This window comes from Amycolatopsis melonis (assembly GCF_040064235.1).
Taxonomy (GTDB): Bacteria; Actinomycetota; Actinomycetes; order Mycobacteriales; family Pseudonocardiaceae; genus Amycolatopsis; species Amycolatopsis melonis.
Genome location: NZ_JBDZYD010000001.1, coordinates 475,196 through 499,566, shown reverse-complemented (window position 1 = coordinate 499,566; position 24,371 = coordinate 475,196). Strand labels below are relative to the sequence as shown.

General features: G+C 72.4%; 24 protein-coding genes. 7 read left to right on the top strand and 17 right to left on the bottom strand.

Annotated features, from left to right (window positions below; all coding sequences use genetic code 11):
* Positions 1-8: 8 nt before the first annotated feature.
* The 7 genes from ABJI51_RS02335 to ABJI51_RS02305 all read right to left on the bottom strand — a co-directional run bounded on the left by ABJI51_RS02335 (position 9) and on the right by ABJI51_RS02305 (position 6,831).
* On the bottom strand, positions 9-1,004 hold the full coding sequence (locus ABJI51_RS02335) for an ABC transporter permease (RefSeq protein WP_348947224.1): 996 nt from the start codon (positions 1,002-1,004) through the stop codon (positions 9-11).
* Positions 1,004-1,948: an ABC transporter permease gene (locus tag ABJI51_RS02330; protein ID WP_348947223.1), complete on the bottom strand. Its 945-nt coding sequence runs from the start codon at positions 1,946-1,948 to the stop codon at positions 1,004-1,006. The genes ABJI51_RS02335 and ABJI51_RS02330 overlap by 1 nt, the downstream gene beginning before the upstream one ends.
* A gap of 162 nt (positions 1,949-2,110) precedes the next feature.
* Positions 2,111-2,533: an STAS domain-containing protein gene (locus ABJI51_RS02325; protein ID WP_348947222.1), complete on the bottom strand. Its 423-nt coding sequence runs from the start codon at positions 2,531-2,533 to the stop codon at positions 2,111-2,113.
* An 83-nt stretch (positions 2,534-2,616) separates the two neighbouring features.
* Positions 2,617-3,339 carry a GntR family transcriptional regulator gene (locus ABJI51_RS02320; RefSeq protein ID WP_348947221.1) on the bottom strand — a complete coding sequence of 241 codons (723 nt, stop codon included), beginning with the start codon at positions 3,337-3,339 and terminating at the stop codon, positions 2,617-2,619.
* Between the two features lie 23 nt (positions 3,340-3,362).
* A complete protein-coding gene (locus ABJI51_RS02315; RefSeq protein WP_348947220.1) occupies positions 3,363-3,896 on the bottom strand; it encodes a GntR family transcriptional regulator in 534 nt (177 codons plus the stop codon).
* Positions 3,897-3,992: 96 nt separating this feature from the next.
* Complete coding sequence (locus ABJI51_RS02310) at positions 3,993-5,267, bottom strand: GGDEF domain-containing protein (protein ID WP_348947219.1); 1,275 nt, start codon at positions 5,265-5,267, stop codon at positions 3,993-3,995.
* Positions 5,268-5,580: 313 nt separating this feature from the next.
* On the bottom strand, positions 5,581-6,831 hold the full coding sequence (locus ABJI51_RS02305; protein WP_348947218.1) for an MFS transporter: 1,251 nt from the start codon (positions 6,829-6,831) through the stop codon (positions 5,581-5,583).
* A gap of 238 nt (positions 6,832-7,069) precedes the next feature.
* On the opposite strand from ABJI51_RS02305, the gene ABJI51_RS02300 reads away from it, so the two are divergent.
* Positions 7,070-7,699 (top strand): TetR/AcrR family transcriptional regulator, encoded by a 630-nt coding sequence (locus tag ABJI51_RS02300; RefSeq protein ID WP_348947217.1) that lies wholly within the window; start codon positions 7,070-7,072, stop codon positions 7,697-7,699.
* Here the strand turns inward: ABJI51_RS02300 and ABJI51_RS02295 are convergent.
* Positions 7,689-8,636, bottom strand: a complete 948-nt coding sequence (locus ABJI51_RS02295; protein WP_348947216.1) for a helix-turn-helix transcriptional regulator — start codon at positions 8,634-8,636, stop codon at positions 7,689-7,691. The two genes, ABJI51_RS02300 and ABJI51_RS02295, sit on opposite strands and share 11 nt — an antisense overlap.
* A gap of 63 nt (positions 8,637-8,699) precedes the next feature.
* Here ABJI51_RS02295 and ABJI51_RS02290 point away from each other — a divergent pair, with 63 nt between their 5' ends.
* Both ABJI51_RS02290 and ABJI51_RS02285 read left to right on the top strand, forming a co-directional pair.
* Positions 8,700-9,251, top strand: a complete 552-nt coding sequence (locus ABJI51_RS02290; protein ID WP_348947215.1) for a DinB family protein — start codon at positions 8,700-8,702, stop codon at positions 9,249-9,251.
* Complete coding sequence (locus ABJI51_RS02285; RefSeq protein ID WP_348947214.1) at positions 9,248-10,321, top strand: winged helix DNA-binding domain-containing protein; 1,074 nt, start codon at positions 9,248-9,250, stop codon at positions 10,319-10,321. Before ABJI51_RS02290 ends, ABJI51_RS02285 begins: the two co-directional genes overlap by 4 nt.
* Here the strand turns inward: ABJI51_RS02285 and ABJI51_RS02280 are convergent.
* Positions 10,318-11,274 (bottom strand): helix-turn-helix transcriptional regulator, encoded by a 957-nt coding sequence (locus ABJI51_RS02280; RefSeq protein WP_348947213.1) that lies wholly within the window; start codon positions 11,272-11,274, stop codon positions 10,318-10,320. The genes ABJI51_RS02285 and ABJI51_RS02280 overlap by 4 nt on opposite strands.
* Positions 11,275-11,385: 111 nt before the next feature.
* On the opposite strand from ABJI51_RS02280, the gene ABJI51_RS02275 reads away from it, so the two are divergent.
* Both ABJI51_RS02275 and ABJI51_RS02270 read left to right on the top strand, forming a co-directional pair.
* On the top strand, positions 11,386-11,844 hold the full coding sequence (locus tag ABJI51_RS02275) for a nucleoside deaminase (protein ID WP_348947212.1): 459 nt from the start codon (positions 11,386-11,388) through the stop codon (positions 11,842-11,844).
* A gap of 7 nt (positions 11,845-11,851) precedes the next feature.
* Positions 11,852-12,814, top strand: a complete 963-nt coding sequence (locus ABJI51_RS02270) for an isopenicillin N synthase family dioxygenase (RefSeq protein WP_348947211.1) — start codon at positions 11,852-11,854, stop codon at positions 12,812-12,814.
* Between the two features lie 244 nt (positions 12,815-13,058).
* Here the strand turns inward: ABJI51_RS02270 and ABJI51_RS02265 are convergent, their stop codons facing one another.
* Positions 13,059-14,327: a GGDEF domain-containing protein gene (locus tag ABJI51_RS02265; protein WP_348947210.1), complete on the bottom strand. Its 1,269-nt coding sequence runs from the start codon at positions 14,325-14,327 to the stop codon at positions 13,059-13,061.
* Positions 14,328-14,536: 209 nt separating this feature from the next.
* On the opposite strand from ABJI51_RS02265, the gene ABJI51_RS02260 reads away from it, so the two are divergent.
* Both ABJI51_RS02260 and ABJI51_RS02255 read left to right on the top strand, forming a co-directional pair.
* Positions 14,537-15,496, top strand: coding sequence for a chitinase (locus tag ABJI51_RS02260; protein ID WP_348947209.1), 960 nt, complete (start codon positions 14,537-14,539; stop codon positions 15,494-15,496).
* Between the two features lie 164 nt (positions 15,497-15,660).
* Positions 15,661-17,010 (top strand): purine-cytosine permease family protein, encoded by a 1,350-nt coding sequence (locus ABJI51_RS02255; protein ID WP_348947208.1) that lies wholly within the window; start codon positions 15,661-15,663, stop codon positions 17,008-17,010.
* On the opposite strand, the gene ABJI51_RS02250 is transcribed toward ABJI51_RS02255, so the two are convergent.
* The 7 genes from ABJI51_RS02250 to ABJI51_RS02220 all read right to left on the bottom strand — a co-directional run bounded on the left by ABJI51_RS02250 (position 16,998) and on the right by ABJI51_RS02220 (position 24,364).
* Positions 16,998-17,639: a hypothetical protein gene (locus tag ABJI51_RS02250; RefSeq protein WP_348947207.1), complete on the bottom strand. Its 642-nt coding sequence runs from the start codon at positions 17,637-17,639 to the stop codon at positions 16,998-17,000. The two genes, ABJI51_RS02255 and ABJI51_RS02250, sit on opposite strands and share 13 nt — an antisense overlap.
* 156 nt (positions 17,640-17,795) lie before the next feature.
* Positions 17,796-19,577: a murein biosynthesis integral membrane protein MurJ gene (gene murJ, locus ABJI51_RS02245; protein ID WP_348947206.1), complete on the bottom strand. Its 1,782-nt coding sequence runs from the start codon at positions 19,575-19,577 to the stop codon at positions 17,796-17,798.
* A 77-nt stretch (positions 19,578-19,654) separates the two neighbouring features.
* Entirely contained in the window at positions 19,655-19,912 is a 258-nt protein-coding gene (locus ABJI51_RS02240; RefSeq protein WP_431605553.1) for a hypothetical protein, read from the bottom strand.
* A 106-nt stretch (positions 19,913-20,018) separates the two neighbouring features.
* On the bottom strand, positions 20,019-20,522 hold the full coding sequence (locus ABJI51_RS02235; protein ID WP_348947204.1) for a hypothetical protein: 504 nt from the start codon (positions 20,520-20,522) through the stop codon (positions 20,019-20,021).
* Between the two features lie 122 nt (positions 20,523-20,644).
* A complete protein-coding gene (locus tag ABJI51_RS02230) occupies positions 20,645-21,244 on the bottom strand; it encodes a TetR/AcrR family transcriptional regulator (RefSeq protein ID WP_348947203.1) in 600 nt (199 codons plus the stop codon).
* A 7-nt stretch (positions 21,245-21,251) separates the two neighbouring features.
* On the bottom strand, positions 21,252-22,418 hold the full coding sequence (locus tag ABJI51_RS02225; protein ID WP_348947202.1) for an acyl-CoA dehydrogenase family protein: 1,167 nt from the start codon (positions 22,416-22,418) through the stop codon (positions 21,252-21,254).
* A complete protein-coding gene (locus tag ABJI51_RS02220; protein WP_348947201.1) occupies positions 22,415-24,364 on the bottom strand; it encodes an ATP-binding protein in 1,950 nt (649 codons plus the stop codon). The genes ABJI51_RS02225 and ABJI51_RS02220 overlap by 4 nt, the downstream gene beginning before the upstream one ends.
* Between the last annotated feature and the right edge of the window lie 7 nt (positions 24,365-24,371).

Genomic DNA, 24,371 nt, shown 5'->3' with positions numbered 1-24,371 from the left:
TTTCCCCTTCAGACAAGGCGTGCTCGCGGATCGAGCGCGCCGTAGCAAAGATCGACCAGGAAGTTCAGGACGGTGACCAGCAGCGCCGAGAACAGCGTGACGCCGAGCAGCACCGGCAGGTTGAGCGACGCGATGGCGTCGACGAGCAGCCGTCCCACCCCGGCCATGCCGAAGATCCGCTCGGTGATCACCGTGCCGGCCAGCAGCGAGCCGAGGTCGACGCCGAAGACCGTGACGACCGGCAGCAGCACGTTGCGCAGGGCGTGCCGTCCCACCACTTTCCGCTCGGTCAGGCCCTTGGCCCGCGCGGTGCGGATGTAGTCCTCGCCGAGGGTCTCCAGCATCTGGCCGCGGGTGAGCCGCGCGTAGACGGCGGCGTGCAGGAAGGCCAGCACGAGCCACGGCAGCACGAGGTGCCACGCCCACTGCGCGGGATCCTCCGTCAGCGGCACGTATCCGGACTTCGGCACGACGTCGAGCGCGAAGGCGAAGATCGTGATGCCGATCATCCCGGCGAGGTAGGCGGGCATGGACACGCCTGCCATGGCGGCGGCCATGGTGATCCGGTCGGCGGCGGTGCCGCGGCGCAGTGCCGACAGCACGCCGAGGCCGACGCCGGCGACGATCCAGATCGCGGCCGCGCCGAGTGCCACCGAGAAGCTGACCTCGATCCGGCCGCCGATCTCGCTGAGCACGTCGACGTTGTTCTGGAAGTCCCAGCCGAAGCAGGGCGCGGTGCAGTGGATCGCCGCGGCGCCGGTGCCGAACGTGCGGCCGCCGACGATCCCGCCGAGGAAGTCCAGGAACTGCCGGTACCACGGGACGTCGTAGCCCATGAACTCCCGTGCCAGCTGCAGGCCTTCCGGCGAGCACGGGCGGCCGCAGGCCATCCGGGCCGGGTCGGCGGGCAGGACGTAGAACACCACGAACGTCACGAAGGCGACGACGAACAGCACGAGCAGCATCCCGGCGAACCGCGACGCGACGAAGCGGAGGGTGCGCATCAGGCCGCACCGCCGGAGCGCGGGTCGAGGGCGTCGCGGATGGCGTCGCCGACGACGTTGAAGGCCAGCGTGATCAGGAACAGCAGCAACCCGGGGAACACCAGGTACATCGGGTCGGTCTCGAAGAAGTCGATGGCGGTGCTGATCGTGCGGCCCCAGCTCGGCGTCGGCGGCAGGACGCCGACCCCGAGGAAGGAAAGCGCGGCCTCGCTGCCGATCATCGACGGGATCGCCAGGCTCGCGACGACGATGACCGGCGCCCACAGGTTCGGCAGCAGCTCTTTGGTGAACACGTGCCACGGCCCGCCGCCCATGACGCGGGCGGCCGCGACGAAGTCGCGCTTGGCGAGCGTCAGTGTCTGCGCGCGCACGATCCGGGCCACGCGCGGCCAGCCGAAGAGGCCGAGGACGATGATCAGCATGACCTGCCGCGGGAAGTCCACCGGCAGCACGGCGCCGAGCGCGATCATGAAGATCAGGTACGGGAACCCGAGAATGACGTCGGCGGTCCACGTCACCAGGCGGTCCCACCAGCCGCCGAGGTAGCCGGCGCTGACCCCGATGACGACGCCGAGCGCGGTGCCCAGCACGGTCGCCCCGAGCCCGACGAGCAGCGACGTCCGCGCCCCGTGTGCGACGAGCGCGAAGAGGTCGACGCCGGTCAGCGGCTCGACCCCGAACCAGTGCGCCCCGCTCACCCCGCCGAGCGTGCCGGCGGGCAGCCCGGTCGGGCCGAGCGTGGCGATGTCCGGAGCAAGGCTCTGCCCTTCGGCCAGCACGAAGAGATCGGCCCCGGCGGCGAGCAGCACGATGACGACGATCAGCACCGCACAGGTGAACGTCCACCGCCCGGACCGGACGGCACGCCACACCGCGGCGGGCAGCGAACGTGCCGCGAGGGCCGGGACGCCGGCGGGTGGCGGCGTCGGCGGAGAGTTGACCACAGCACCTTCAATATTCAGCCGTTCGGGTGACGTGGTGGACCTTAGGCAAGTTCCTCCACGGAACCCAGTGATCGACCCACTTTCCCACGATGTGGACGGTAAGTCGCCGACCGAACAGGTGGTTCAGCCCTTGGTGTCCGGTTTTCGTCCAGCCAGCGGACGCTAGCCGCGCGCCCAGCGGCCGCGCATCTCCCTCACGAACCGGTCCCGGTCGCCGGAAGCCACGGCCGCGGCCCGGGTGGAGTACACGTCGAGCACCGCCCGCATGCCCGTCGCGTCGAGCACCCGTCCCGCGTTCGAGCACCGCCCGGCCACGACACGAACCGCAACACCCTTGCCGCCGGCATGATCCTGAGCGGCATACAACGCCCGCAACCCGGCAGCCGAGACGGCGACAACGGCCCCCAGATCCACGACGACGGCCTCCGGGACCGGTTCGCGAGCCAGGACCGCCGCGATTTCCCGCGTCAGGAGAAGGAGGGTGCCGCTGTCGAGTTCACCCGCGAGATCGAGGACGACGATGTGCCGGTTCGCGTGTGAGCAGGAAACGGTCAACCGCCTCGATCCCGGCTCACCCGGCCACACCAGGACACCCTTCCTGCAGCAAATGGGGCGGTGGCTCGGGGCTGAACCAGGCTGTTCACGTTGACATTACCGCAGGAACCTGGTCACTTCGCGGGGATTTCCTGCCGGTACCGCAGTTCGTGGCGATGCGCGCCCTTGACCAGCACCGAGGCTTCGACGGGTCGTTGGCGGTCGCTGTAGACCGTGCGCAGCTGCCGAATGACCGGGGTTCCTTCGGGCAGTTCGAGCGCCTCGGCTTCGCCGACCGTGGGCGGGCGGGCCGAAATGCGGTCGACGAAGTTCCGTTGCGGAAAGCCGAGTCCGGCGAGAACGCGGGGCGCGCCGCCGTCGATCTTGTCCCGTCCGGCCAAGCCGGTGCCTGCGGCGATCTCGGCCGGGTAGTACGAGGCCGACAGCTCGACCGGCTGATCGTCGTGAAAGAGAATCCGGCGCCGCACGACCGTGACAGCACCGGGTGCCAGTTCCAGCGCTTCGAGCACGTCGGCGGGCGGGACGGCTTCTTCCACCGTGATCAGCCGATAGCGGAACCGGCCGGGCGCGGGAGCGAGGTAGGCGGCAGCGTCGACGACGAGCGGCTGATGGTCGCGGACGTAGACGCCTTTGCCGACACGGCTGTCGAGGAATCCCTCGGCCTTCAGGGTCGACAGCGCACGCTGGATCGTGGCGTTCGCCGCGGAGTACTGCGCGACGAGGTCCGCGGTCGACGGGAGCCGGTCACCCGGCCCGAGGTCACCGCGCATGATGCGGTCGCGCAGTTCCGCGGCGATCTGCTGATGCCGCGGCCGGACGTCACGGGCACGGGGCAAGTCCGGCTCCTCGGGGCCTGGGATCAGAGGGTCAGCTCGTAGCGTAGGCGCCGTCCCTCGGCGACCATGGTCATGACACTCGCCTCGACCGCCACGCCCTCCTGATCGAACAACACGCGCGACAGCTGCAGCACGCACGCCGGATCGGCCAGCTGCAGCGTGGCCCGTTCGCGTGCGGTCGCCAGGCGAGCAACGACGTCTTCCCGAACCCGTTCCGGCCGATGACCGAGTTCGGCCAGGAGCGCAACGGCCCCACCCCGGATCTTCCGCGGCTCGGCCAGCGGGGTGCCACGCGCGATCGCGGGCGGATAGTAGGACTCGACCAGCTCGACCGGCCGATCATCGAACAGCATGACGCGACGACGGACGATCACCGGCCCGCCCGTGCCGAGCCCGAGGGCCTCGGCGACCGGTGCAGGCGCCGGAACCTCGCCGGCGTCGAGAAGCCGCTGCGTGCCCCTACCACCGTGCTGCGCCGCCTCGGCACCCCAGGCATCGCCGCTCTGTCCGCTCACGTACGGCATCGACACGCTCGTCCATGCGCTGTCGCCGACCATGTTCCGCCCTCCTGCCGCATTCCCGGCCGGGACCGGCTCGCCTCACCGTCCATTCAGGACAGCGTCCAGACAGTGAACCCTGCCGCAACACCGGCGTCAGGTTTGGTCCGGCTGCCGCGGTTTCTGCTCGGGAAGCCCGTCGGTCCGCGGCGAAGGAAGATCACCAGGAAGCCGTACGCGGTCGCGGCCGGCACCTTTCGCCGTGTACAGATTGCTGTCCGCCGCCAGCACGAGGTCGTCGATCGTGGTCAGGCCGGGGCTGGGCCACAGGGCGCCGCCGATGGAGACCGTCAGGTCGGTGACCGTCTTCGGGCCTTCGTCCGTCACGATCGGGACCACCAGGACGTGGACGCGGCGGCGGATGCGTTCGGCGATCGCGGCGAGTTCGCGTTCGTCGACCGAGGGCAGGAGGACGACGAACTCCTCGCCGCCCCAGCGGCCCGTTGCGTCGTCGTGACGGACTTCGGCCGCTATGGCCTGGGCCACCGCGCGCAGGACCTGGTCGCCCGCCGGGTGGCCGTGGGTGTCGTTGATGTTCTTGAACAGGTCGAGGTCGATCATCAGCACCGCGAGGGCGGATTCGCCGATCCGGGCCCGCTCCAGCGCGCGTTCGGCGATCTGGTGCCACCAGTCCGCGGAATGCAGTCCCGTTTTCTCGTCGGTGCGCGAGGATGCGCGGAACTGCGCGAGCAGGACTCCGCGGTGCAGGGCGAGCAGGCCGACGACGACGCCGGCGAGCAGCCACGGGTTGTAGGCCACCAGCCCGGCCGCGCCGAGGCCGAGGCCGAGCGCGCCCGCCTCGATGATCTGCTCGCCGAACTCGCCGATCACCTGCCCGGCGCGGACGCCGGGAGACGAGATCAGGATCGCGCCGACCACCAGTGCGTAGTTGACGAACCAGCGCAGCACCGCGGCGGCGAGGACGACGGCGAGCCCGCCCGGCCCGGCCGGAACGCCGGGGTGGGGGCCGGGCCCGGCCAGCAGGACCAGGGCGGCGGCCTGGGTGGCCAGCAGGACGGTCGCGTCGCTGAACACCCACCGGTACAGCGCGCGGCGGCCGCGCCAGACCCGCAGCCAGGCGACGGCGTGGGTGAAGACGATCAGGCCACTGGCCGCGGCCGGGGGCAGGACGAGGATCGCCGCGAAGTCCCACAGGGTCAGGCTGTCGACGAACGGGCCGGCGCCGGAGGTCAGCTTGCGGGCGCGTTCGATGCCGCGGGACAGCTCGATGTGGGCGATCGCGCAGATCCCGAGGATGAGGGCCGCCATACCGTCGGCGCGGGTCACCGGCAGGACCGGGACCATCGCGCCGGTGGCGCCTGCTGCCAGGATGTCGACGATCAGGACGTACGCCAGGACGTGGCGGGGCAACGACCACACCGCCCAGGACCGGATCCGTCGCCACGGCCTACCGACCAGCGAGAACACCGGCCGTCACCCCCCAGCAACGATTACGTCCGCACATCACGGTTGAAGCAGCGTAACGCTCCGGGTGGGGGCCATGACGGCCTGCTGCCTCATCATCAGGAAAACCACCCGGATGGCCCAGGCACCGGCGAAGGAGGTGGAACCGATGCGGAACAACACGTGGCGCAACAACACCTGGTCGCGTTGAGCAGGCCTCTCGGGCCGATCCGGAAGGAGGTGACCGGCATGCGCAACAACACCTGGTTCTGAGTGCCGGTCAAGCGCTGTTCGCGTTTCGCTCCTGCCCCGCCGGGGGCAGGAGCGGCGCGGCCCGGCGCCAGGCCAGCGACGCGGCGACCGCCGCGAGCGTGCCGCCAAGGCCCGCGAGCCCGATCACGACCGCGGGCGTGACCGCCTGGGCGAGCAGCCCACCCGCCACCACGCCGACGCCCTGCGCGGTGAGCATCGCCGCGACGGCGAGGCCGATCGCCTGGCCGCGGGAGGCGTCCGGCACGATCTGCACGAACGTCGTGTTGGCGACCATGTCGTAGGCCGAGAACAGGCCGTTGGCCACCCACAACGCGACCGTGACCCACAGCGGCGGCGCCCACGCCGTCGGCAACAGCACCGCGCAGGTCGCCACCGCCAGCGGCCCCATCCACCGCAGCCGCCGGTCCGGCCGCACCGCCTTCAGCGTCAGCATCCCCAGCACCGCGCCGACCGGGTTCGCGGCCAGCAGCAGCCCGACCGCGAGCGTGCCACCGTGGATCTGCGCGGCATACGGCACGGCGAGGCCCTCCGGGACGACGTAGAACCCGGACACGCACGCCAGCCCGACCAGCGCCCGCAGCCGCCGATCGCCGGTCACCAGTGCGAAACCGGCCCGCAGCGTCCGCCACCAGGTCCCCGCACCGCGGACGGCCTGTCCCTCCGCGGACGGCCGGTGTGCCTGGAGGCCGGTGGCCAGCAGCAGCGCCGAGACGGCGAACGTGGCCGCGTCCAGCAGGAGGGTGGTGTGCGTGCCGAGCAGCGTCACCAGCGCGGCACCCGCCCCGAACCCGGCGACGTGCCCGATCTGGTCGGTGGTGCGCATGACGGCGGTGCCCACGACGAACCGGTCGCCGGTGAGCACCGCGGGCAGCACGGCGCTGCGCGCCGCGGTGAAGGGGGCGTAGAGCACCTGGACCACGGCCAGCAGCACGACCATGACGGCCACCGGCTGCCCGGGCAGCGCCATCACGGCGACGAGCACGGCCCGCAGCACGTCGGCGGCCACCATGACCGTCCGCCGCGGAAACCGGTCCGCCAGCCCCGACAGCAGCGCCCCACCGGCCAGGTTGGGCAGGATCGTCATGGCATAGGTGACCGCCGCCCAGGCCGGCGAGCCGGTCCGGTCGAACACGAGGATCGACAACGCGACGCGCGCGAGCTGGTCACCCAGGACCGACTGGACGTGAGCCAGCCAGAGAATCCGGAACTGCGCGACCCCGAACACTTCCCGGTAGGTCGCCGGCACGTCCTCCGCCATCTTCTCCCCCGGTCCGGCCGTTTTCCGTCCTGCAATATAGCCACGATCGTGCGGCGGGCAGGACCGCCGGAAGTTCCGCGCCGGAAACGGGACGGAATACCCCCATTCGCCATTCGCGGGCCGCCGAATTCGGACAGCCGCCCCGACGGACGAGCAGGCGCTGAGGCGAGTCTCGACAAAGCGCCCGCTTACAATGGACGTGATCGAGGCTGACCGTGGAATCTGGGAGGATCGCCGGATGACGATGTCGCTGTCGGCCGAACTGTGGCCCGATGTGCAGCCGGAGACCGCCCGGCGGCTGATGCTCGCCGGGGTCGAGGCCTTTGCGCAGCGGGGCTACCACGCCACCACCACGCGCGACATCGCCGGGGCCGCCGGGATGTCGCCCGCCGCGCTCTACGTGCACTTTCCGTCCAAGGCCGCGCTGCTGTTCGCCATCAGCCGGTACGGCCACGAGCAGACCCTCGCGCTCGTCGAGAACGTCGTCGCCAAGGAAGCCGATCCCGTCGCGCGGATCCGGCTGATCGTCGAGGACTTCGTCGCCTGGCACGCGCGGCGCCACACCGTCGCCCGGGTCGTCCAGTACGAGCTGCAGGCGCTGCCCGAGGAGGAGTTCGAGGTGGTCGCCGAGCTGCGGCGCCGGATCGAGCGGATCGTGCGGGAGGTGATCGCCGCGGGTGCCGCCGACGGCGTGTTCACCGTCGCCGATCCGCACATCGCCGCGCGGGCGGTCCTTTCGCTCGGGGTCGACGTCGCGCGCTGGTACTCCGAGCGGGCCCGGCAGACGCCGACCGCGCTGGGCAAGGAGTACGGCAGCCTCGTGCTGCGCATGCTGGGGGCTCCCGCGGAGACCCAGGTCACAGACTGAGCGGTCGGTCGGCCGCCGCGGCGTAACGGCGGGCCAGCACCGCGAAAGCGTCCTTCAGCTCGTCCGGTCCGACGACTTCGACGTCGGCGTCGAACCGCCCGATCGAGGCGGCCAATCCCACCCACGACCACGCCCCGAGCACCAGGCGGCAGCGGTCCGGGCCGAGTTCCTCGACCACGCCGTCCCGGGCGTACGCGGCCACCACGCGGGCGGGCAGGCCGAGGATCACCTCGCCGCGGCAGGGCCACTCCCCCGCCGCGTCCCGGCCCTCGAACCGCGCGGCGACGAACGCGGCCACGTCGCCGCCGGGCAGCTCGCGCGGGGTGAACCGCGGCCCGGTCGGGACGCGCGGGCTGATCCGGTCGACGCGGAAGGTGCGCCAGTCGCCGCGGTCGAGGTCCCACGCGACGAGGTACCAGCGCCCGCGCCACGTGACGAGGTGGTGCGGTTCGGCCCGCCGCGGCGCGCCATCCGCGTAGCCGAACCGCAGCACTTCGCGGGCCCGGACGACCGCGCCGAGCGTCGCCAGCACGGCGGGGTCGGCGGCGGGACCGGTGGGCGCGACCGCGGTGACGGCGAGCGCGTCGACGCGGTGGCGCAGCCGGGACGGCATGACCTGCCGGACCGTGTGCAGTGCCCGGGCCGCGGCCTCCTCGATCCCGGCGCCGGCGACCGTCCGCAGCGCGACCGCAAGAGCCACGGCCTGGTCGTCGTCGAACAGCAGCGGCGGCAGGTCGGTGCCCGCGCCGAGCCGGTATCCGCCGTCGGGTCCCTTGGCGGCCGTGATCGGGTAGCCCAGCTCCCGCAGCCGGTCGACGTCGCGGCGCACGGTCCGCACACTGACGTCCAGGCGCTCGGCCAGCAGCTCCCCCGGCCAGTCCCGGCGGGCCTGGAGCAGCGACAGCAGCGCGAGCAGCCGCGCGGAGGTTTTCGGCACGTCCGCCATCCTGCCCGCAGTAGCGGACACACCCTGTCCGCTACCCCTGACACGGTGGTCCTCGTGAACACCACCGAACGCGAAGACCTCATCGCCGAGCTGGCGGCCGCCCGCGCCGCCCTCGTCACCACGACCCGCGGGCTCACCGACGAGCAGGCCGGCACGCGCCCGGCCGTCAGCGAGCTGTGCCTGGGCGGGCTGGTCAAGCACGTCGCGGCCATCGAGGAAGGCTGGCTGCGGTTCGCCGCCGACGGCCCCTCGGCGTTGCGCTACGACCTGCCCGACGGCGTGACCTGGGCCGACCTGGCCGCCGGAACGGCCCGCGAGATCCCGCAGTGGGCCGTCGAGCACCAGGCGAACTTCCGCATGCTGCCCGGCGAAACCCTGGCCGGGGTCCTCGCGCGCTACGAGGACGTCGCCCAGCGCAGCGAGGAGATCATCCGCGGCCTGCCCGACCTGTCCGCGGCACACCCGCTGCCGGAGGCGCCGTGGAACGAGCCGGGCGCGACGCGGAGCGTGCGGCGCGTGCTGCTGCACGTCATCGCCGAGACCGCCCAGCACGCCGGGCACGCGGACATCCTGCGCGAGACCCTCGACGGGCAGAAGTCGACGTGACCGTCCTGGACACGCGGGCGCTCAACCGCGCCACGCTCGCCCGGCAGCTCCTCCTGGACCGGGCCGGCCTGCCGGTGCGGGACGCCGTCGCGCACCTGTGCAGCCTGCAGGCACAGGAACCGCAGGAGCCGTTCACCGGGCTGTGGTCGCGGCTGCGCGCATTCGACCCGGCGGCGCTGTCGGACCTGCTGACCGGGCGGCACGTCGTGCGGACGCACCTCATGCGCCGGACGGTCCACCTGCTCACCGCGGAGGACGTCCTCGCGTGGCGGACCCGCTTCGACGCGATGCTGCGCCAGCGTGTCCTCGGTACCTACCGCCGCGAGCTCGAGGGAGTGGATCTCGACGCGCTCGCGGCGGCGGGCCGCGCGGTACTGGCCGACGGCGAGCCCCGCTCGATGGGCGAACTCGCGCGGGCGGTGGCCGCGCAATGGCCCGCGCCGGGACCGCGGGCACTCGGTGAACTGCTGGTCGCCGCGCTGATCCCGACGGTCCAGCTGCCACCCCGCGGGCTGTGGCGCACGAAGGCGGGGGTGCGGAACCTGCCGGTGTCCGCCTGGCTCGGCCGCGATCCCGGGCCGCCCGGCGACGACCGGGTCCTGGTGCGCCGCTACCTGGCCGCGTTCGGCCCGGCGGCCTCGGCCGACCTCCGCGCGTGGTGCGGCCTGACCGGGCTCCCGGCCGCGGTGAAGGCGCTGCGCGACGAGCTGGCGGTCTTCCGCGACGAGCGCGGCCGCGAACTGCTCGACCTGCCCGGCGCGCCGCGGCCCGCTCCGGAAACCCCGGCACCGGCCCGGTTCCTGCCGGCGTTCGACAACGCGATCCTCGGCTACGACGACCGCAGCCGCATCATCGACGACGCCCACCGCGGGCTGTCGGTGGCGGGCGAACGCGTGGTGCTGGTGGACGGCCGGGTCGCCGCGACCTGGACGGCCGAGGACGGCACGGTCGTGGTGACGCCGTTGCGGCGCTTCTCCCGCGCCGAGCGGACGGAGGTCGCCGAGGAGGGGCAGGCACTGGCGGCGTTCCTCTCCGACGGCGACAGCGACCGCGTGCGGATCGCGGGCTAACCGACCGCCCGCGCAAACCGCTCGGCCACCTCCCGCAACCGGTCCACCAGCTCCGGCGGGGCCTCTTCGACCACGAAGTCGTAGCCCCACTGGGCCAGGTGGTACGGCACGGTGTCGAGCGTGTTCGCGCCGGTGCGGACCCGGCAGCTGTGCTCGTCGACCGGCTCGACCACGCCGGCCGTCGGCGGGATGCGCTGGGCCAGCACGGCCGCCGGGACCGCCACCCGCATGACGAACTGGTGCCGGTACGGCGCCGCCGAGATCTGGCGGGTCACGTACGCCGCGAGGTCCTCGGCCGGGGGTTCGCGCGGGGTGAACCGGAAGCCCGGCACCGGCACGCCCGCGATCCGGTCCACCCGGAACGTCCGCCAGCCCGCCCGGTCGAGGTCGAAGGCGACCAGGTACCAGCGCCGTCCGGTGTGGACCAGCCGCAGCGGCTCGACCGAGCGTTCCGTCTGCGCGCCCGACCGGTCGCCGTAGCCGAAGCGCAGCCGCTCGTGGTCGCGGCAGGCCGCGGCGATCGTCGTCAGCACCGCGGCGTCGACCGCCGGGCCCGCGCCGGGCAGCGACATCGTGGCCGCGTGCAGGGCGCCGACCCGCGGCCGCAGCCGGGCGGGCAGCACCTGCTCCAGCTTCGCCAGCGCGCGCACCGACGTCTCCTCGATGCCGCTGACCGTGCCGTTCGCCGCCGTGCGCAGGCCGACCGCGACCGCCACGGCCTCGTCGTCGTCCAGCAGCAACGGCGGGAGCGCGGCACCCGCGCCGAGCCGGTAGCCGCCGGCCACCCCCGGTGTCGCGTGCACCGGGTAGCCGAGGGAGCGCAGCCGTTCGACGTCCCGGCGGATCGTGCGGACGTCGACCTCCAGCCGGGCCGCGAGGTCGGCACCCGGCCAGTCCCGCCGCGCCTGCAGGAGGGACAGCAGCCGCAGGAGCCGTTCGGAAGTGCCGTACATGGTGCGCAGTGTGCCAGACATCGCGGACAGTTCCCGTCCGCGTTCCGCCGGATGGTGCAGCCCTGCGGCCGAACACTTGCCAGGCACCGCCCCGGCCGGAAAGAGTGACCCATGCCGATCGACCCGCACGCCCTGCTCGCCGTCGCCCGTGAAGAAGCCGAACTGGGCAAGGCCGAGGGCGGCGTCCCGATCGGCGCCGCGCTGTTCGACACCGCGGGAACCCTCCTCGGCCGCGGCCACAACCGGCGCGTGCAGGACGGCGACCCGTCGATGCACGCCGAAACCGCGGCGTTCCGCAACGCCGGGCGCCGCCCGCACTACCGCGACACGATCATGGTCACGACGCTCTCGCCGTGCTGGTACTGCTCCGGGCTCGTCCGTCAGTTCGGGATCGGGCACGTCGTCATCGGCGAGGCCACGACGTTCCACGGCGGGCACGACTGGCTCGCCGGGCTCGGCGTGGAGATCACCCTGCTCGACGACCCCGCCTGCATCGCGCTGATGACCGAGTTCATCGCCGCGCGGCCGGACCTGTGGTTCGAGGACATCGGGGCCGAGAAGCCCGAATAGGAGCCGTATGCCGTCAACCGTTCCGCTCGTGGACCTTTCGCCGTGGTTCGGGGGCACGTCCGAAGGCCGGGCCGAGGTGGCCGCGCAGCTCGACCGCGCGCTGCGGGAGTCCGGCTTCCTGCTGGTCACCGGGCACGGCGTGCCGGACGACCTGCGCCGCCGCACCCGCGAGCTGGCGCGGGAGTTCTTCGCGCTGCCCGAGGACGTCAAGCAGCGCTACGCCGTGATGGTCGGCGGCCGCGGCTGGCTGCCGCCGGGCGTGGAGGCCAACGGCTACGCCGAAGGCACCGAAACCCCGCCGGACCTCAAGGAGTCGTTCTCGGCGGGCGCGGACGACGGCGTCGGCGTCGCCGAGATCGACGGGTTCTGGTTCCAGGCCAACGTCTGGCCGCCGGAGGTGCCGGGCTTCGCCGAGGCGGCCACCGAGTACATGCGCCGAATGCGGGCGCTGTCGGACCACCTGCTGGAGATGTTCGCCGCCGCGCTGGGCCTGGCCGAGAACCACTTCACGCGGCACACCGGGCACCCGACGTACACGTTCAACATCAACTGGTACCCGCCGATGACCCGCGTCGGCACCCCGGCCCCGGACCAGTTCCGGATCGGCCCGCACACCGACTTCGGCACGGTGACGGTCCTCGACCGCCAGGAAGGCGTCGGCGGCCTCCAGGTGTACACGGCGGACGGCGAGTGGGAGGACGCCCCGTTCCACCCGGACGCGTTCACGATCAACATCGGCGACCTGATGGCCCGCTGGACCGGCGACCGCTGGCGCTCGACCCGCCACCGCGTCCTGCCCCCGGCGGCGTCGGCCCCGGACGAGGACCTGGTGTCGCTGATCTTCTTCTACGAGACCGACCACGACGCGCGGATCACGTCACTGGGCCCGCCCCTCGGGAAGCGGACGTACCCGGAGGTGATCGCCTCGGAGTACCTGCGGGAGAAGCTGGACGCGATCACGGTCACCTAGGGTCTGTATCGAAGTCGTTCGGTGGTCGTGAGGGCGGGCTGAAAGGGACTTTCCTCGCATCAGGTGAGCCGAAAGGCCCGTTCGCTGCACCAGCTGCGACGAAAGCGCCTTTCGGCTCACCTGGCCCCCGACGGATCGCCGCGGCAGGCCACCCCGCCGCGCCCCATTCCCGCACTCGGTCCCGGTGAGTCCAGGCCATTCCCCACTTCGATACAGGCTCTAGGACTCAGCGGCACGAGGGCATTCAGCCGGGTTCCGCGCAGACCGTCCGGTTCCGGCCCGCGGCCTTCGCCCGCAGCAACGCCGTTTCCGCGGCCAGCAGGGCGTCGGCCAGCGCGCCGCCGGGCGGGCAGCTGGCGACGCCGATCGAGACCGTCACGCCGACGAACTGCGGGCCGTCGCCCGAGGCCTTCAGCGCCACCAGTGTCGCGGCGACCCGCAGGCGGATCCGCTCGGCGATCGTCGTCGCGTCGAACGGGCCGGTGCCCGGGAGCAGCACTGCGAACTCCTCGCCGCCGGTCCGGCCGACCAGGTCGGCCGAGCGGACCTCGTCGCGCAGGGTGTCGGCGACCGCGCGCAGGACCGCGTCGCCGATGCGGGTGCCGTAGCGGTCGTTGAGCCTGCGGAAGTGGTCGAGGTCGAGCACCAGCACCGCCGGGCCGGGGCCCTGGCGGCCGGGCCGGTCCAGCCGGGCCTCGGCCGCGCCGCGCCACGACGCCGCGGTCAGCACGCCGGTGCCCGGGTCGAGGGTGACGTGGTCGCGGCGCCCGCGGCCCAGGCCGCCGCGGTGCAGCACGACGGTGGTGCCCGCCAGCACCGGCACCAGGAGCGGAGCCGCGACGACGGCCCAGGCCAGCGGCAGGCCGAGCGCGGTCATCGCGGCGTCGAAGGCGTACCCCGGTGCGGCGTCGCGGGGGTGGCGGGGGCCGTCGGCGGCGGTCACGAGCGCGGCGTTCACCGCGAGGAACACCACGGCCGCGACGGTGAGGAGCAGGACGGTCCGGGCGTCGAGGACCTCGCCGAGCGGCCGGACGTGCGTCGCGGTGAGGAAGGCGCCGGCGACGAGACCGGCCAGCGCCGTCGCGGCGGCGCCGAACACCTGCCGGTACACGGGTCTTCTGCGGACCCGGAACCACTGGTGCACCGCGGAAAACGCGACCAGCGCGACGGCGAGGGCTGGCCGCAGCACGAGCACGCCCGCGAAGATCCACGGCGTGTCGACGCCGGGGCCGAGGAGGGTGTCCTCGCGGTGGCGTTCGGCCGGCCGCGCGAGCTCGGCCGACAGCAGCATCGCGCCCAGGAGCAGCGCGAACGGCGTCAGCATCGCGGCGAGCGGCGGGAACCGGAGGGTGGCGAGGACGACCGCGGCGACGGCGAGGGCGTCGACCACGACGAGGTAGCAGACCTGGCCGCGGCGCGGCAACCGCCAGAGTGCCCAGCGGGCCAGGACGACGGCGGGCAGGAACCGGCCAGGGCGGCGTCCTCCGCCGGCGGCGATCGAATCCCCCACCATCTCGGCAAAGTAGCCGCCGGTGCCGGGTGCTGTCACTCCGCCTTCAGGGGAATTTCCCCGTGAAGGCGCGTGGGTCATTTTCCGACCGAAGGAGGGTTGACACGCAATATTGGTCTAGTCCACTGTGTGGTGGCACACAGCACTCCTCCCGGGTTGATCCCGCCGCCTCAAACCGGAGGTGCTCCACCCTGCACGTTCGGAGGACCCCCATGAAACCAGTGCGCCGTCTGGTCACCCTCGCCCTCGCCGCGTCGGCCGCGATGGCGACCGCGATCGGCCTCGCCCCGCAGGCCATGGCCGCGGTCGACCCCGTGCTCGCCTCGCCGTACCTGTACCAGTGGGGCGGGCTGACCAGCCCGACCGCGGCGATGTCCGCGACCGGGGTGAAAGCGTTCACGCTCGCGTTCGTGCTGTCGGACGGCACGTGCAACCCCAAGTGGGACGGCAGCCGCTCGCTGACCGGCTCGGACAAGACGATGATCCAGAACATCCGCAACGCGGGCGGGGACGTGATCCCGTCCTTCGGCGGCTGGTCCGGCACGAAGCTGGGCTCGAAGTGCACGTCGGCGTCGGCGCTGGCCGGCGCGTACCAGAAGGTGATCGACGCCTACGGCCTCAAGGCCATCGACCTCGACATCGAGAACACCGACGAGTTCGAGAACGCCACGGTCCAGGACCGCATCCTCAACGCGGTCAAGCTGACCAAGCAGAAGAACCCGGGCCTGCGCGTGGTGATCACCATCGGCACCGAGACGACCGGCCCGAACAGCTGGGGCAAGCGCCTGATCAACCAGGCCAAGGCGATCGGCGCGAACGTGGACGTCTGGTCGGTGATGCCGTTCGACTTCTCCAACGGCGGCGACATGGCGGCCATGACGAAGTCGGCGGTCGACGGGCTGAAGAACCAGCTCAAGGCGACGTTCGGCTGGAGCGACGACACGGCCTACCGCCACAGCGGCCTGTCCTCGATGAACGGCAAGACCGACAACGCGGGCGAGACGGTGACGGTCTCGAACTTCACCTCGATCCGCAGCTACGCGGCGAGCCACCACCTGGCCCGCTTCACGTTCTGGGCCACCAACCGCGACTGCAGCGGCGGCGGCGAGTGCAGCGGCATCACGCAGGACAAGTACGCGTTCACGAAGATCGTCGCCGGCTACACCGGCTGACACGGACCCGTAGTGGGGCTGCCGAGGCCCTCTCACCGGCATCGGGGTCGGTGAGAGGGCCTTCGCGGGTCCCGGTGAGCGGGAACCGGCGTGCCGGAGGCCTGCCGCGGATCTCCCCGCCGACTTGTCACACCGCCGCAACGTTCCTCACCTACCGTCTCCCCATGACGAGAACCGGAGAAGCCGGCTACGGCGACAAGGTGGTGGCCGTCGAGCCCGGCGGGATCGAGCCCGTCGCCGACGCCGACCGGCACGGCTCGCCGCGGCAGCTGGCCTGGACCTGGGCCTCGCCCAACCTCGAGTTCGCCACCGTCTTCGTCGGCGTGCTCGCCGTCACCGCCTTCGGCCTGTCCTTCACGCAGGCCGCGCTCGCCGCCGTCGCCGGCAACGGGCTCGGCGCGCTCGCCCACGGCTTCCTGTCGAAACAGGGGCCGCGGTACGGCGTGCCGCAGATGGTGCTCGGGCGGGCCGCCTTCGGCTACCGCGGGAACCTGCTGCCCGCCGCGCTGATGTCGGTCATGGCCGGTGTCGGCTGGTTCGCCGTCAACAGCGTCAGCGGCGCCTTCGCGCTGGGCAGCCTCACCGGCCTGCCCGTGCCCGGCTGCCTGGTGCTCGTCGTCGCGCTGCAGATCGTGATCGCCTTCTTCGGGCACAATCTCGTGCAGGCGTACGAAAAGTACGTCTTCGCGGTCCTTGCCGTCGTGTTCGCCGTGGCGAGCGTGGTGATCTTCGCCGACGCCGGCCCGACCGCGAACACCGGTTCCCCTGGCGGTTTCCTGCTCGCCGTCGGCACCATGTTCGGCTACACCGCGGGCTGGAATCCCTACGCCGCCGACTACACGCGCTATCTGCCGAAGACCGCGTCCCCGCGCGCGATCGGCTGGTACGCGGGGCTGGGGCTGTTCCTCTCGACGACCGTGCTCATGCTCGCCGGCGCCGCGTCGGCGACCATCGCCGGTCCGGCGACCGACAATCCCACGGCCGCGTTCACCGGCCACCTGCCCGGTTTCCTCGCCGCCGCAACGCTGCTGGCGATCACGCTCGGCGCGGTCGCCGCGAACGTGCTGAACGTCTACTCGGGAGCGCTCGCCTTCCTGACACTCGGGATCCGGCTGCCGCTGGCCTGGCGCCGCGCGGTCGTCGCGCTGGCCTTCGGCGCGGTCGGGTTCGTGCTGGCCTGGCTGGGCCTCGCCGACGCCGGGCACGCGTACGAGAACTTCCTGCTGGTCATCGCCTACTGGATCGGCCCGTGGCTGGGCGTGCTCCTGGCCGACCACCACCTGCGCCGCGGGACGGAGTTCGGCCACCTGCTCGCCGACCGGACCCACCGCAACACCGCCGGGTTCACGGCGTTCCTCGTGGGCCTGGTGGCGAGCGTCGGCCTGTTCGCCAACCAGGCCCTGTATACGGCGCCGATCCCGAAAGCGGTGCCCGGCGTCGGCGACCTCACCTTCGCCGCCGGGTTCGTGCTCGCCGCTGGGACCTACCTGCTGCTCCGCCGTCAGCGCCGATAGCCGCAGTAGTACGGATAGCACTGGTAGTAGTTCCACCGCGGGTCCCAGGTCGGCGGGGTCTTCGACGGCGTCGTCGTCACCGGTGGCGGCACCTTGACCGTGACCGTCGGGGTGGGTGTCGGTGTCTTGCGCGCGTGCATCACCACCGGGGACGGCGTGGTGGTCTCGGTCGGGGCAGCCTGCACGATCGACGACGTCGGGGCGCCGGTCGCCGGCTGCAGCTGCGGGAACTGCGTGGTCGCCGGGACCGGCTCCGGGCGCAGGGCCAGCACCAGCACGAGCCCGCCCAGCACGGCGAGCACGCCGGAGGCCAGCGCGAACCGGGCCGCACCGGCCCGCGGCTCGACGGCGCGGCGCTCCAACGGCACTCCGGCAGCCCGCGGCTCGGGCGCGCGGCGCTCCGAGGGCACTCCGGCAGCCCGCGACTCGGCGGCGCGCCGCTCCAACGGCACCCCGGCAGCCCGCGGCTCGGGCGCGCGGCGCTCCGACGGCAGTCCGGCGACCGCATTGCGCGCCGCCCGCTCCGACGGTGACGAACGGGAGCCCACCTTCCGGGGTTGCACGCCGCTCTGCCGGAGCAGTTCGTCGACCGTGACCCGGTCCCGCCGCCTGCGCGCACTGCGCGTCATGCACGACCTCCACCCGTTTCCCCCGCCGCCGCGCTCGCCCGCGGCCGCATGATCAGGGGTGGATCGTAGAAATCCTCACCGGAATTGTAAACGCGCTGATCGCAGCGCTCTCGTTATCGTTTCGAGACAACCGGATCGGGTTTCCGGCCGTAGTCGTCAACGAGCCGCGAACCGCCGGCGCAGGCCCGCCACGCGCCGGGTCACCGGGGTGAACTCCGGCAGCTTCAGCAGCGCCAGCACGCCGAACGGCACGGCCATCCCGAGCAGTCCCTGCACCGGCAGCTTCACCCAGGCCGCGGGGATCACCCCGAGCGACGCGGGCACGGCGTAGCCGGCGAGCACCGCGGCCACCACGCCGAGCCCGCTCGCCAGCAGCGTGATCAGCCCGACCCGCAGCGACCGCTTGCTGCGCAGGTGCCCGAGCCGCACCCACAGCCAGACCTGGCCGAGCACGGCGCCGACGATGAAACCGGCGCCGTTCACCAGCATCACGCCGTAGACGATGTGCTCGCCGTCGAGCAGCCCGCGGCAGAGCAGCAGCAGCGGGATCTTCACCGCCGTCATCACCAGCATGATCAGCGTCGGCGTGCGGGCGTCCTTCATCGCGTAGAACACCCGCAGCTGCAACAGGACCAGCGCGTACGGCAGCAGCCCGACGGCGGAGACGGCCAGCGTCTGGCCGAGCCGCTCGGCGTCGGCGAGGGTGCCGCGGCCCCAGGTGAAGATCGCGATGCCGATCGGCGTGCCGACCACGGCCAGCACCGCCGAGATCGGCACGAACAGCACGGTCGAGACGCGGGAGGCGAGCGAGAGGTCGCCGACCAGCGACACGGTGTCGCCGTCCGCGGCGGCCCGGCTCATCCTCGGCAGCAACGCGGTCAGCAGCGAAACGCCGAGAATCCCGTACGGCAGCTGGAAAAGCAGCGACGCGTAGCTGTAGGCGGTGACGCCGCCGCTGTTGCCGCCGGTGAGCACGCGGGTGGTGATGACGAACCCGACGTGGCTGATCACGACGTAGCCGAGGATCCACGCGGCGAGCCTGCCGAACTCCTTGATCCGCGGGTCGAAGCCCCAGCGCCAGCGGAACCGGAAGCCGGTGCGCAGCAGCGCCGGGACGAGCACGAGCGCCTGCGCGACGATGCCGAGGGTGGTGCCGACGCCGAGGACGAGCAGCTTGGGATCGCTCATCCGGACCGGGTCGAGGGTCAGCTCCCCCGGCACGAGCGCGAACACGACGAGCGCACCGGTGACGACGACGTTGTTCAGCACCGGCGCCCAGGCCGGCGGGCCGAAGACGTTCTGGGCGTTGAGGATGGCCGACAGCAGCGCGAAGAGGCCGTAGAACAGGATCTGCGGCAGCAGCAGGTACGCCAGGGCCGTGGTGAGGGCGGGGTTCGCCGTCGGAGACGATTTGTCGACGTAGACCGCGGTGAACACCGGGGCGATCGCCACCGCGACGGCCGTGCCGGCGGCGAGCAGCACGAACGCCATCGTGATCAGCCGCTGGGTGTAGGCGCGGCCGCCGTCGGGATCGTCGTGGGAGCGGACCAGCAGCGGCACCACGACGCTGGCCAGGACGCCGCCGAAGAGCAGCTCGAACACGATGTTGGGCAGCGTGTTGGCGACGGTGAACGAGTCGTTGGCGACTCCGGTCCCGACGACGGCGGCCAGCAGCAGCTTCGCGACGAACCCGGTGACCCGGCTCACGGCGGAGGCGACGGCCATCCGGCCGCTGGAGCGGGCCAGCGACGAACCGGCCCCTTCACCCCGGCCGGCACTGACCGGCGACGCGGGCGGCCGCGCGACGATCTGGGTGGCGAATTCGTCGTACGGCCGCCGCGAGACGTCGGGATCGCGCGTCGGCCAGTGGGGGCCGCGCAGCTCGCTCGGGAGGAAGACCGTCGCCTCGTCGTCCACCGGTGGGGGGTGCTCCGCCATGGCGACAAGACTGCCAGTTCAGGGGCCCGCGCGGGGCACCTTTCGGCACCGGAACCGGCAACGCTCAGTGACGCGCCTCAGGCGGCGACGGTGACCTCCAGCACAGCGCGCCCGGCGTCGGTGAGCTCGGCGGGCACCAGCCCGGTGGCCGCTTCGACGGCGGGCCGCAGGTAGCCCCCGTGGGCGAGCGCGTGCGCGGTCATCTGGTCACAGCAGGCGAATCCGTCGATGAAGAGGTCGGGCTCGCAGCTGCACGACATCTGCGCGCGGCCCTCGGCCACGGCCTTCAGCATCGCCATGGCGCGGTGAGTGAGCTCGACTCCTGATCCGGACACCGGACTGCCTTCCTGTGAGAACCACTACTACCTGTCATTCGGCCGTTGGGCCGATTGCGTTACTTACGGCCGTATGACGCTTCGGCAGCGGGTGAGGTTCCGTGGCTCAGCGGCGTTCCTCGGGTTCGCGCCACCGCGGCTGCCGCAGGGGCGCCCAGTGGTCGCGGTAGTGCATCAGCACGAGCACGGTGACGATGATCGCGACGATCGGCCAGACCACGACGGCCGCGAGCGGAATCCAGACGGGCAGTTCGTCGACCCAGCTGAACAGGGCCAGCAGCGGCAGCAGCACGACGACGGGCATCAGCCACCCGAAAGCGTAGGTGCGGACCACTTCGGCGGCCCGGAGCCGCGACCGCCCGGCGATGTCGTACCGGGTGGTGGTCACGACGTGATCGCTGCGGGCGGCGTCGAGGCCGAGATCGCGCAGGTAGTAGCGGCCGAGCGGGACGACCGGCAGCCCGATGATCATGAACCAGTGGGTGGCGAAGCGGTAACCCCGCGCGTCCGGGCGGGTGAAACCCTTGAGGTCGTAGCCGATCCCGTTGCTGCTGCGCAGGCTCCGGGGGCCGGGGTGCTCGGGGGAAATCGGCCAGACGTCATCACGCATGCGCGGACGATAGCCCGGTCCTTGAGGGGTTTCGGACCGGAATTGTCCCGCCATGGCCGGGCCCGATCACCCGGCGAGGAGCGCAGTTCCGGACCGGAATGTCCCGCCACGCCCGCGCCCGATCACCCGGCCAGCCGCAACTCCAGGGTCCGCGCCCACTCGCGCACGATCTGCCGCCGTCGTCGGGTGTCGTCCGTCAGGAGGTTGGCCAGCCCGAGGCCGCGGCCCAGGTCGAGGGTGGCCTGAACCAGTTCGCGGACTCCCGGGCGGGACTCGTCGACGCCCAGCAGCTCCACCGTCACCCGGTGGGCCTCGCGGCCGACCCTGGCCTCCAGAGGCACCAGCACTTCGCGCAGGGCCTCGTCGGTCGCCGCCACCGACCACAGCTGCAGGGCCGCGCGGAACATCGGGCCCGTGTACAGGTTCAGGACCATCTCCACCACCCGCTCGATGCGGGACGCCCCGGTCGGCAGGTCCGCCGCCTGGGCGCGCAGCTCGTCGATCTGGGCCTGGCCGAGCAGGTCGACCGCCGCCACCACGAGGTCCTCGCGGGCCGGGAAGTGGTGCTGGGCCGCGCCTCGGGAGACGCCCGCGCGCTCGGCGATGCCCGCCACCGTCACGCCGTGCCAACCGCGCTCGCCGAAACTGTCGAGCGCGGCCTCGATCAGCCGCCGCCGCGTCGTGCGGCTGCGTTCCTGCTGGGGTTCGCGGACGCCGGTCAAGACACTCCTAATAGGACTTCGGGAGGCCGAGGCTGTGCTGGCCGACGAAGTTGAGCACCATCTCGCGGCTGACCGGGGCGATCCGGCCCAGGCGCACCGCCGTCACCAGCGTGCCGAGGCCGTACTCGGTGGCAAGGCCGTTGCCGCCGTGGGTCTGGACGGCCTGGTCGGTGGCCCGGATCGCCACCTCGGCCGCCGCGTACTTGGCCATGTTGGCCGCCTCCCCCGCGCCGAAGTCGTCGCCGGAGTCGTAGAGCGACGCCGCCTTCTGCGTCATCAGCTTCGCCAGTTCCAGCTCGATCTTGATCTCGGCGAGCGGGTGCGCGAGACCCTGGTGGGTGCCGATCGGCGCGCCCCACACCCGCCGCTCGTTGGCGTAGCCGACGGCCTTGGCCAGCGCGTACCGGGCGATGCCGAGCGAGAAGGACGCGCCCATGATGCGTTCCGGGTTGAGGCCCGCGAACAGCTGCGCGATCGCCGCGTCCTCCTCGCCGACCAGTGCCTCGGCGGGCAGGTGGACGTCGTCGAGGAACAGCGAGAACTGGTTCTCCGGCGCGACGATGTCCATCGGGATCTTCGTGTACTCGAAGCCCGGCGTGCCGGCCGGGAGGATGAACAGCGCGGGCTTGAGCTTGCCCGTCTTCGCGTCCTCGGTACGGCCGACGACGAGCACGGCGTCGGCTTCGTCCACGCCGGAAATGAAGACCTTGCGTCCATTGAGGACCCAGCCGCCCGCGTCCCGGCGCGCGGTGGTGGTGATGCGGTGCGAGTTCGACCCGGCGTCCGGTTCGGTGATCGCGAAGACCATCCGCTTGCTGCCGTCGGCGATGCCCGGCAGCCACTGCTTCTTCTGGTCTTCGGTGCCGAAGCGGGAGAGCACGGTGCCGCAGATGGCCGGCGAGACGACCATGAGCAGCAGCGGCGAGCCCGCGGCGGCCAGTTCTTCGAGTACCGCGGCGAGGTCGGCGATGCCCGCGCCCCCGCCGCCGTACTCCTCGGGGATGTTGACGCCGAGGTAGCCCAGCCTGCCTGCCTCGTCCCACAGCTCGTGGGTCTTCTCGTCCGCGCGGGCCTTGCGGGCGTAGTACTCGTGCCCGTACTTGGCGCCCAGCTCGGCGACGGCCTTCCGGAGCGCGATCCGCTCCTCCGGCTCGACGAAGTTCATGGCGTTCATGCGTTGTCTCCCACCACCGCGAGGATCGTGCCCACTTCGACCTGCTGTCCGACCGTGACCGGCAGTTCCGCCACCACGCCGTCGGCGGGGGCGGCGATCCGGTGCTCCATCTTCATCGCTTCCAGCCACAGCAGCGGGTCGCCCGCCTTGACGGGGTCCCCGGCCTGCACGGCGAGCCGGACGACCGTGCCCGGCATCGGCGCGACCAGCGATCCGGCGGCCAGTGCCGCGGCCGGATCGGCGAACCGCGGCTGCGCCTGCAACGCCACCGAACCCAGTGCCGAGTCCACATAGGACACACCGTCGTGGCGGGCGACAGCGAAGGTGCGCCGCACGCCGCCGACGTCCAGGACGACCCGGCCGGGTTCCGCCGACACCAGCGCGGCGTCGAATCCCTCGGCGCGCAGCCCCTCCCGGGTCAGCGAGTAGACCACTTCGTACTCGCGGCCGGCGGTCGAGAAAACCTTGCGCTGCCCAGCGGAGCGGACGTTGCGCCAGCCGCTGGGCAGCCGGGCCTGGGTGGTCGCCGACGCCCGGTTCGCCGCCGCGTCCGCCAATGCGGCAGCGAGCGCGGAGAGCCGCTCGGCGTCCACAGTGGCCAGTGGCGTGGCGAGCGTGTCCAGGCCGTGGCGGTCGAAGAACGCCGTGTCGGTCTCGCCCGCCAGGAACGCCTCGTGCCGCAGGATGTTGACGAGGAGGTCGCGGTTGGTGACGACGCCGTGGATCCTGGCGCCCGCCAGCGCCTTCGCGAGCCGCCGGGCGGCCTCGGCGCGGGTGGGCTCCCAGGTGATCACCTTGGCCAGCATCGGGTCGTAGTGGACACCCACGACAGACCCGGTCTCGAAACCCGAGTCCAGCCGCAGGCCCGGGCCGTGGGTGAACGCACGGTCCACATCGGGCACTTCGAACGTGTGGAGCGTGCCGCTCTGCGGCTGCCAGTCCGCGGCCGGGTCCTCGGCGTACAGCCGGACCTCGATGGAGTGCCCCACCGTGGGCGGCGGGTCGGCCGGAAGCCGCTCGCCCTCGGCGATCCGCAGCTGCAGGGCGACCAGGTCCAGCCCGGTGACGTTCTCGGTGACCGGGTGCTCGACCTGCAGCCGGGTGTTCATCTCCAGGAACCAGAACCGGCCGTCGGGCCCCGCGAGGAACTCGACCGTGCCCGCGCCGACGTAGTCGATCGCCTTGGCGGCCTTGCGTGCGGCCTCGAACAGCTCCTCGCGCATCGCCGCGTCGACGAACGGCGACGGCGCCTCCTCGACGACCTTCTGGTGACGGCGCTGGATCGAGCACTCCCGCTCCCCCACCGCCCACACCGTGCCGTGGGTGTCGGCCAGCACCTGGACCTCGATGTGCCGCCCGGTTTCCAGGTACCGCTCGCAGAACACCGTCGGGTCACCGAACGCCGACCCGGCTTCGGCGCTCGCGCCTTCCACCGCCTCGGCCAGCTCGTCGAGCGAGCGGACCACGCGCATGCCGCGACCGCCACCGCCCGCGGACGCCTTGACCAGCAACGGAAGATCGTCTTCGGTCACCGACGCCGGGTCCAGTTCGGACAGCACGGGGACACCGGCGGCGGCCATCAGCCGCTTGGACTCCACTTTGGAGCCCATGGTCTCGATAGCCGCCAGTGGCGGGCCGACCCACGTCAGCCCGGCGTCGAGCACCGCCCGCGCGAAGGCCGCGTTCTCGGACAGGAAGCCGTAGCCCGGGTGGACGGCGTCGGCACCGGTCTCGACGGCGGCCTTGACCAGCAGGTCGGCACGCAGGTAGGTCTCGGACGGCGCGTTGCCGGGCAGCCGGACCGCCACGTCCGCCTCCCGGGCGTGCGGCGCGGCGGCATCGGCGTCGGAGAAGACCGCGACCGTGCCGATCCCGGCGTCGCGGCAGGTGCGGAAGACACGGCGGGCGATCTCGCCGCGGTTGGCGACCAGCAGGTTCTGGATCACGGCGCCC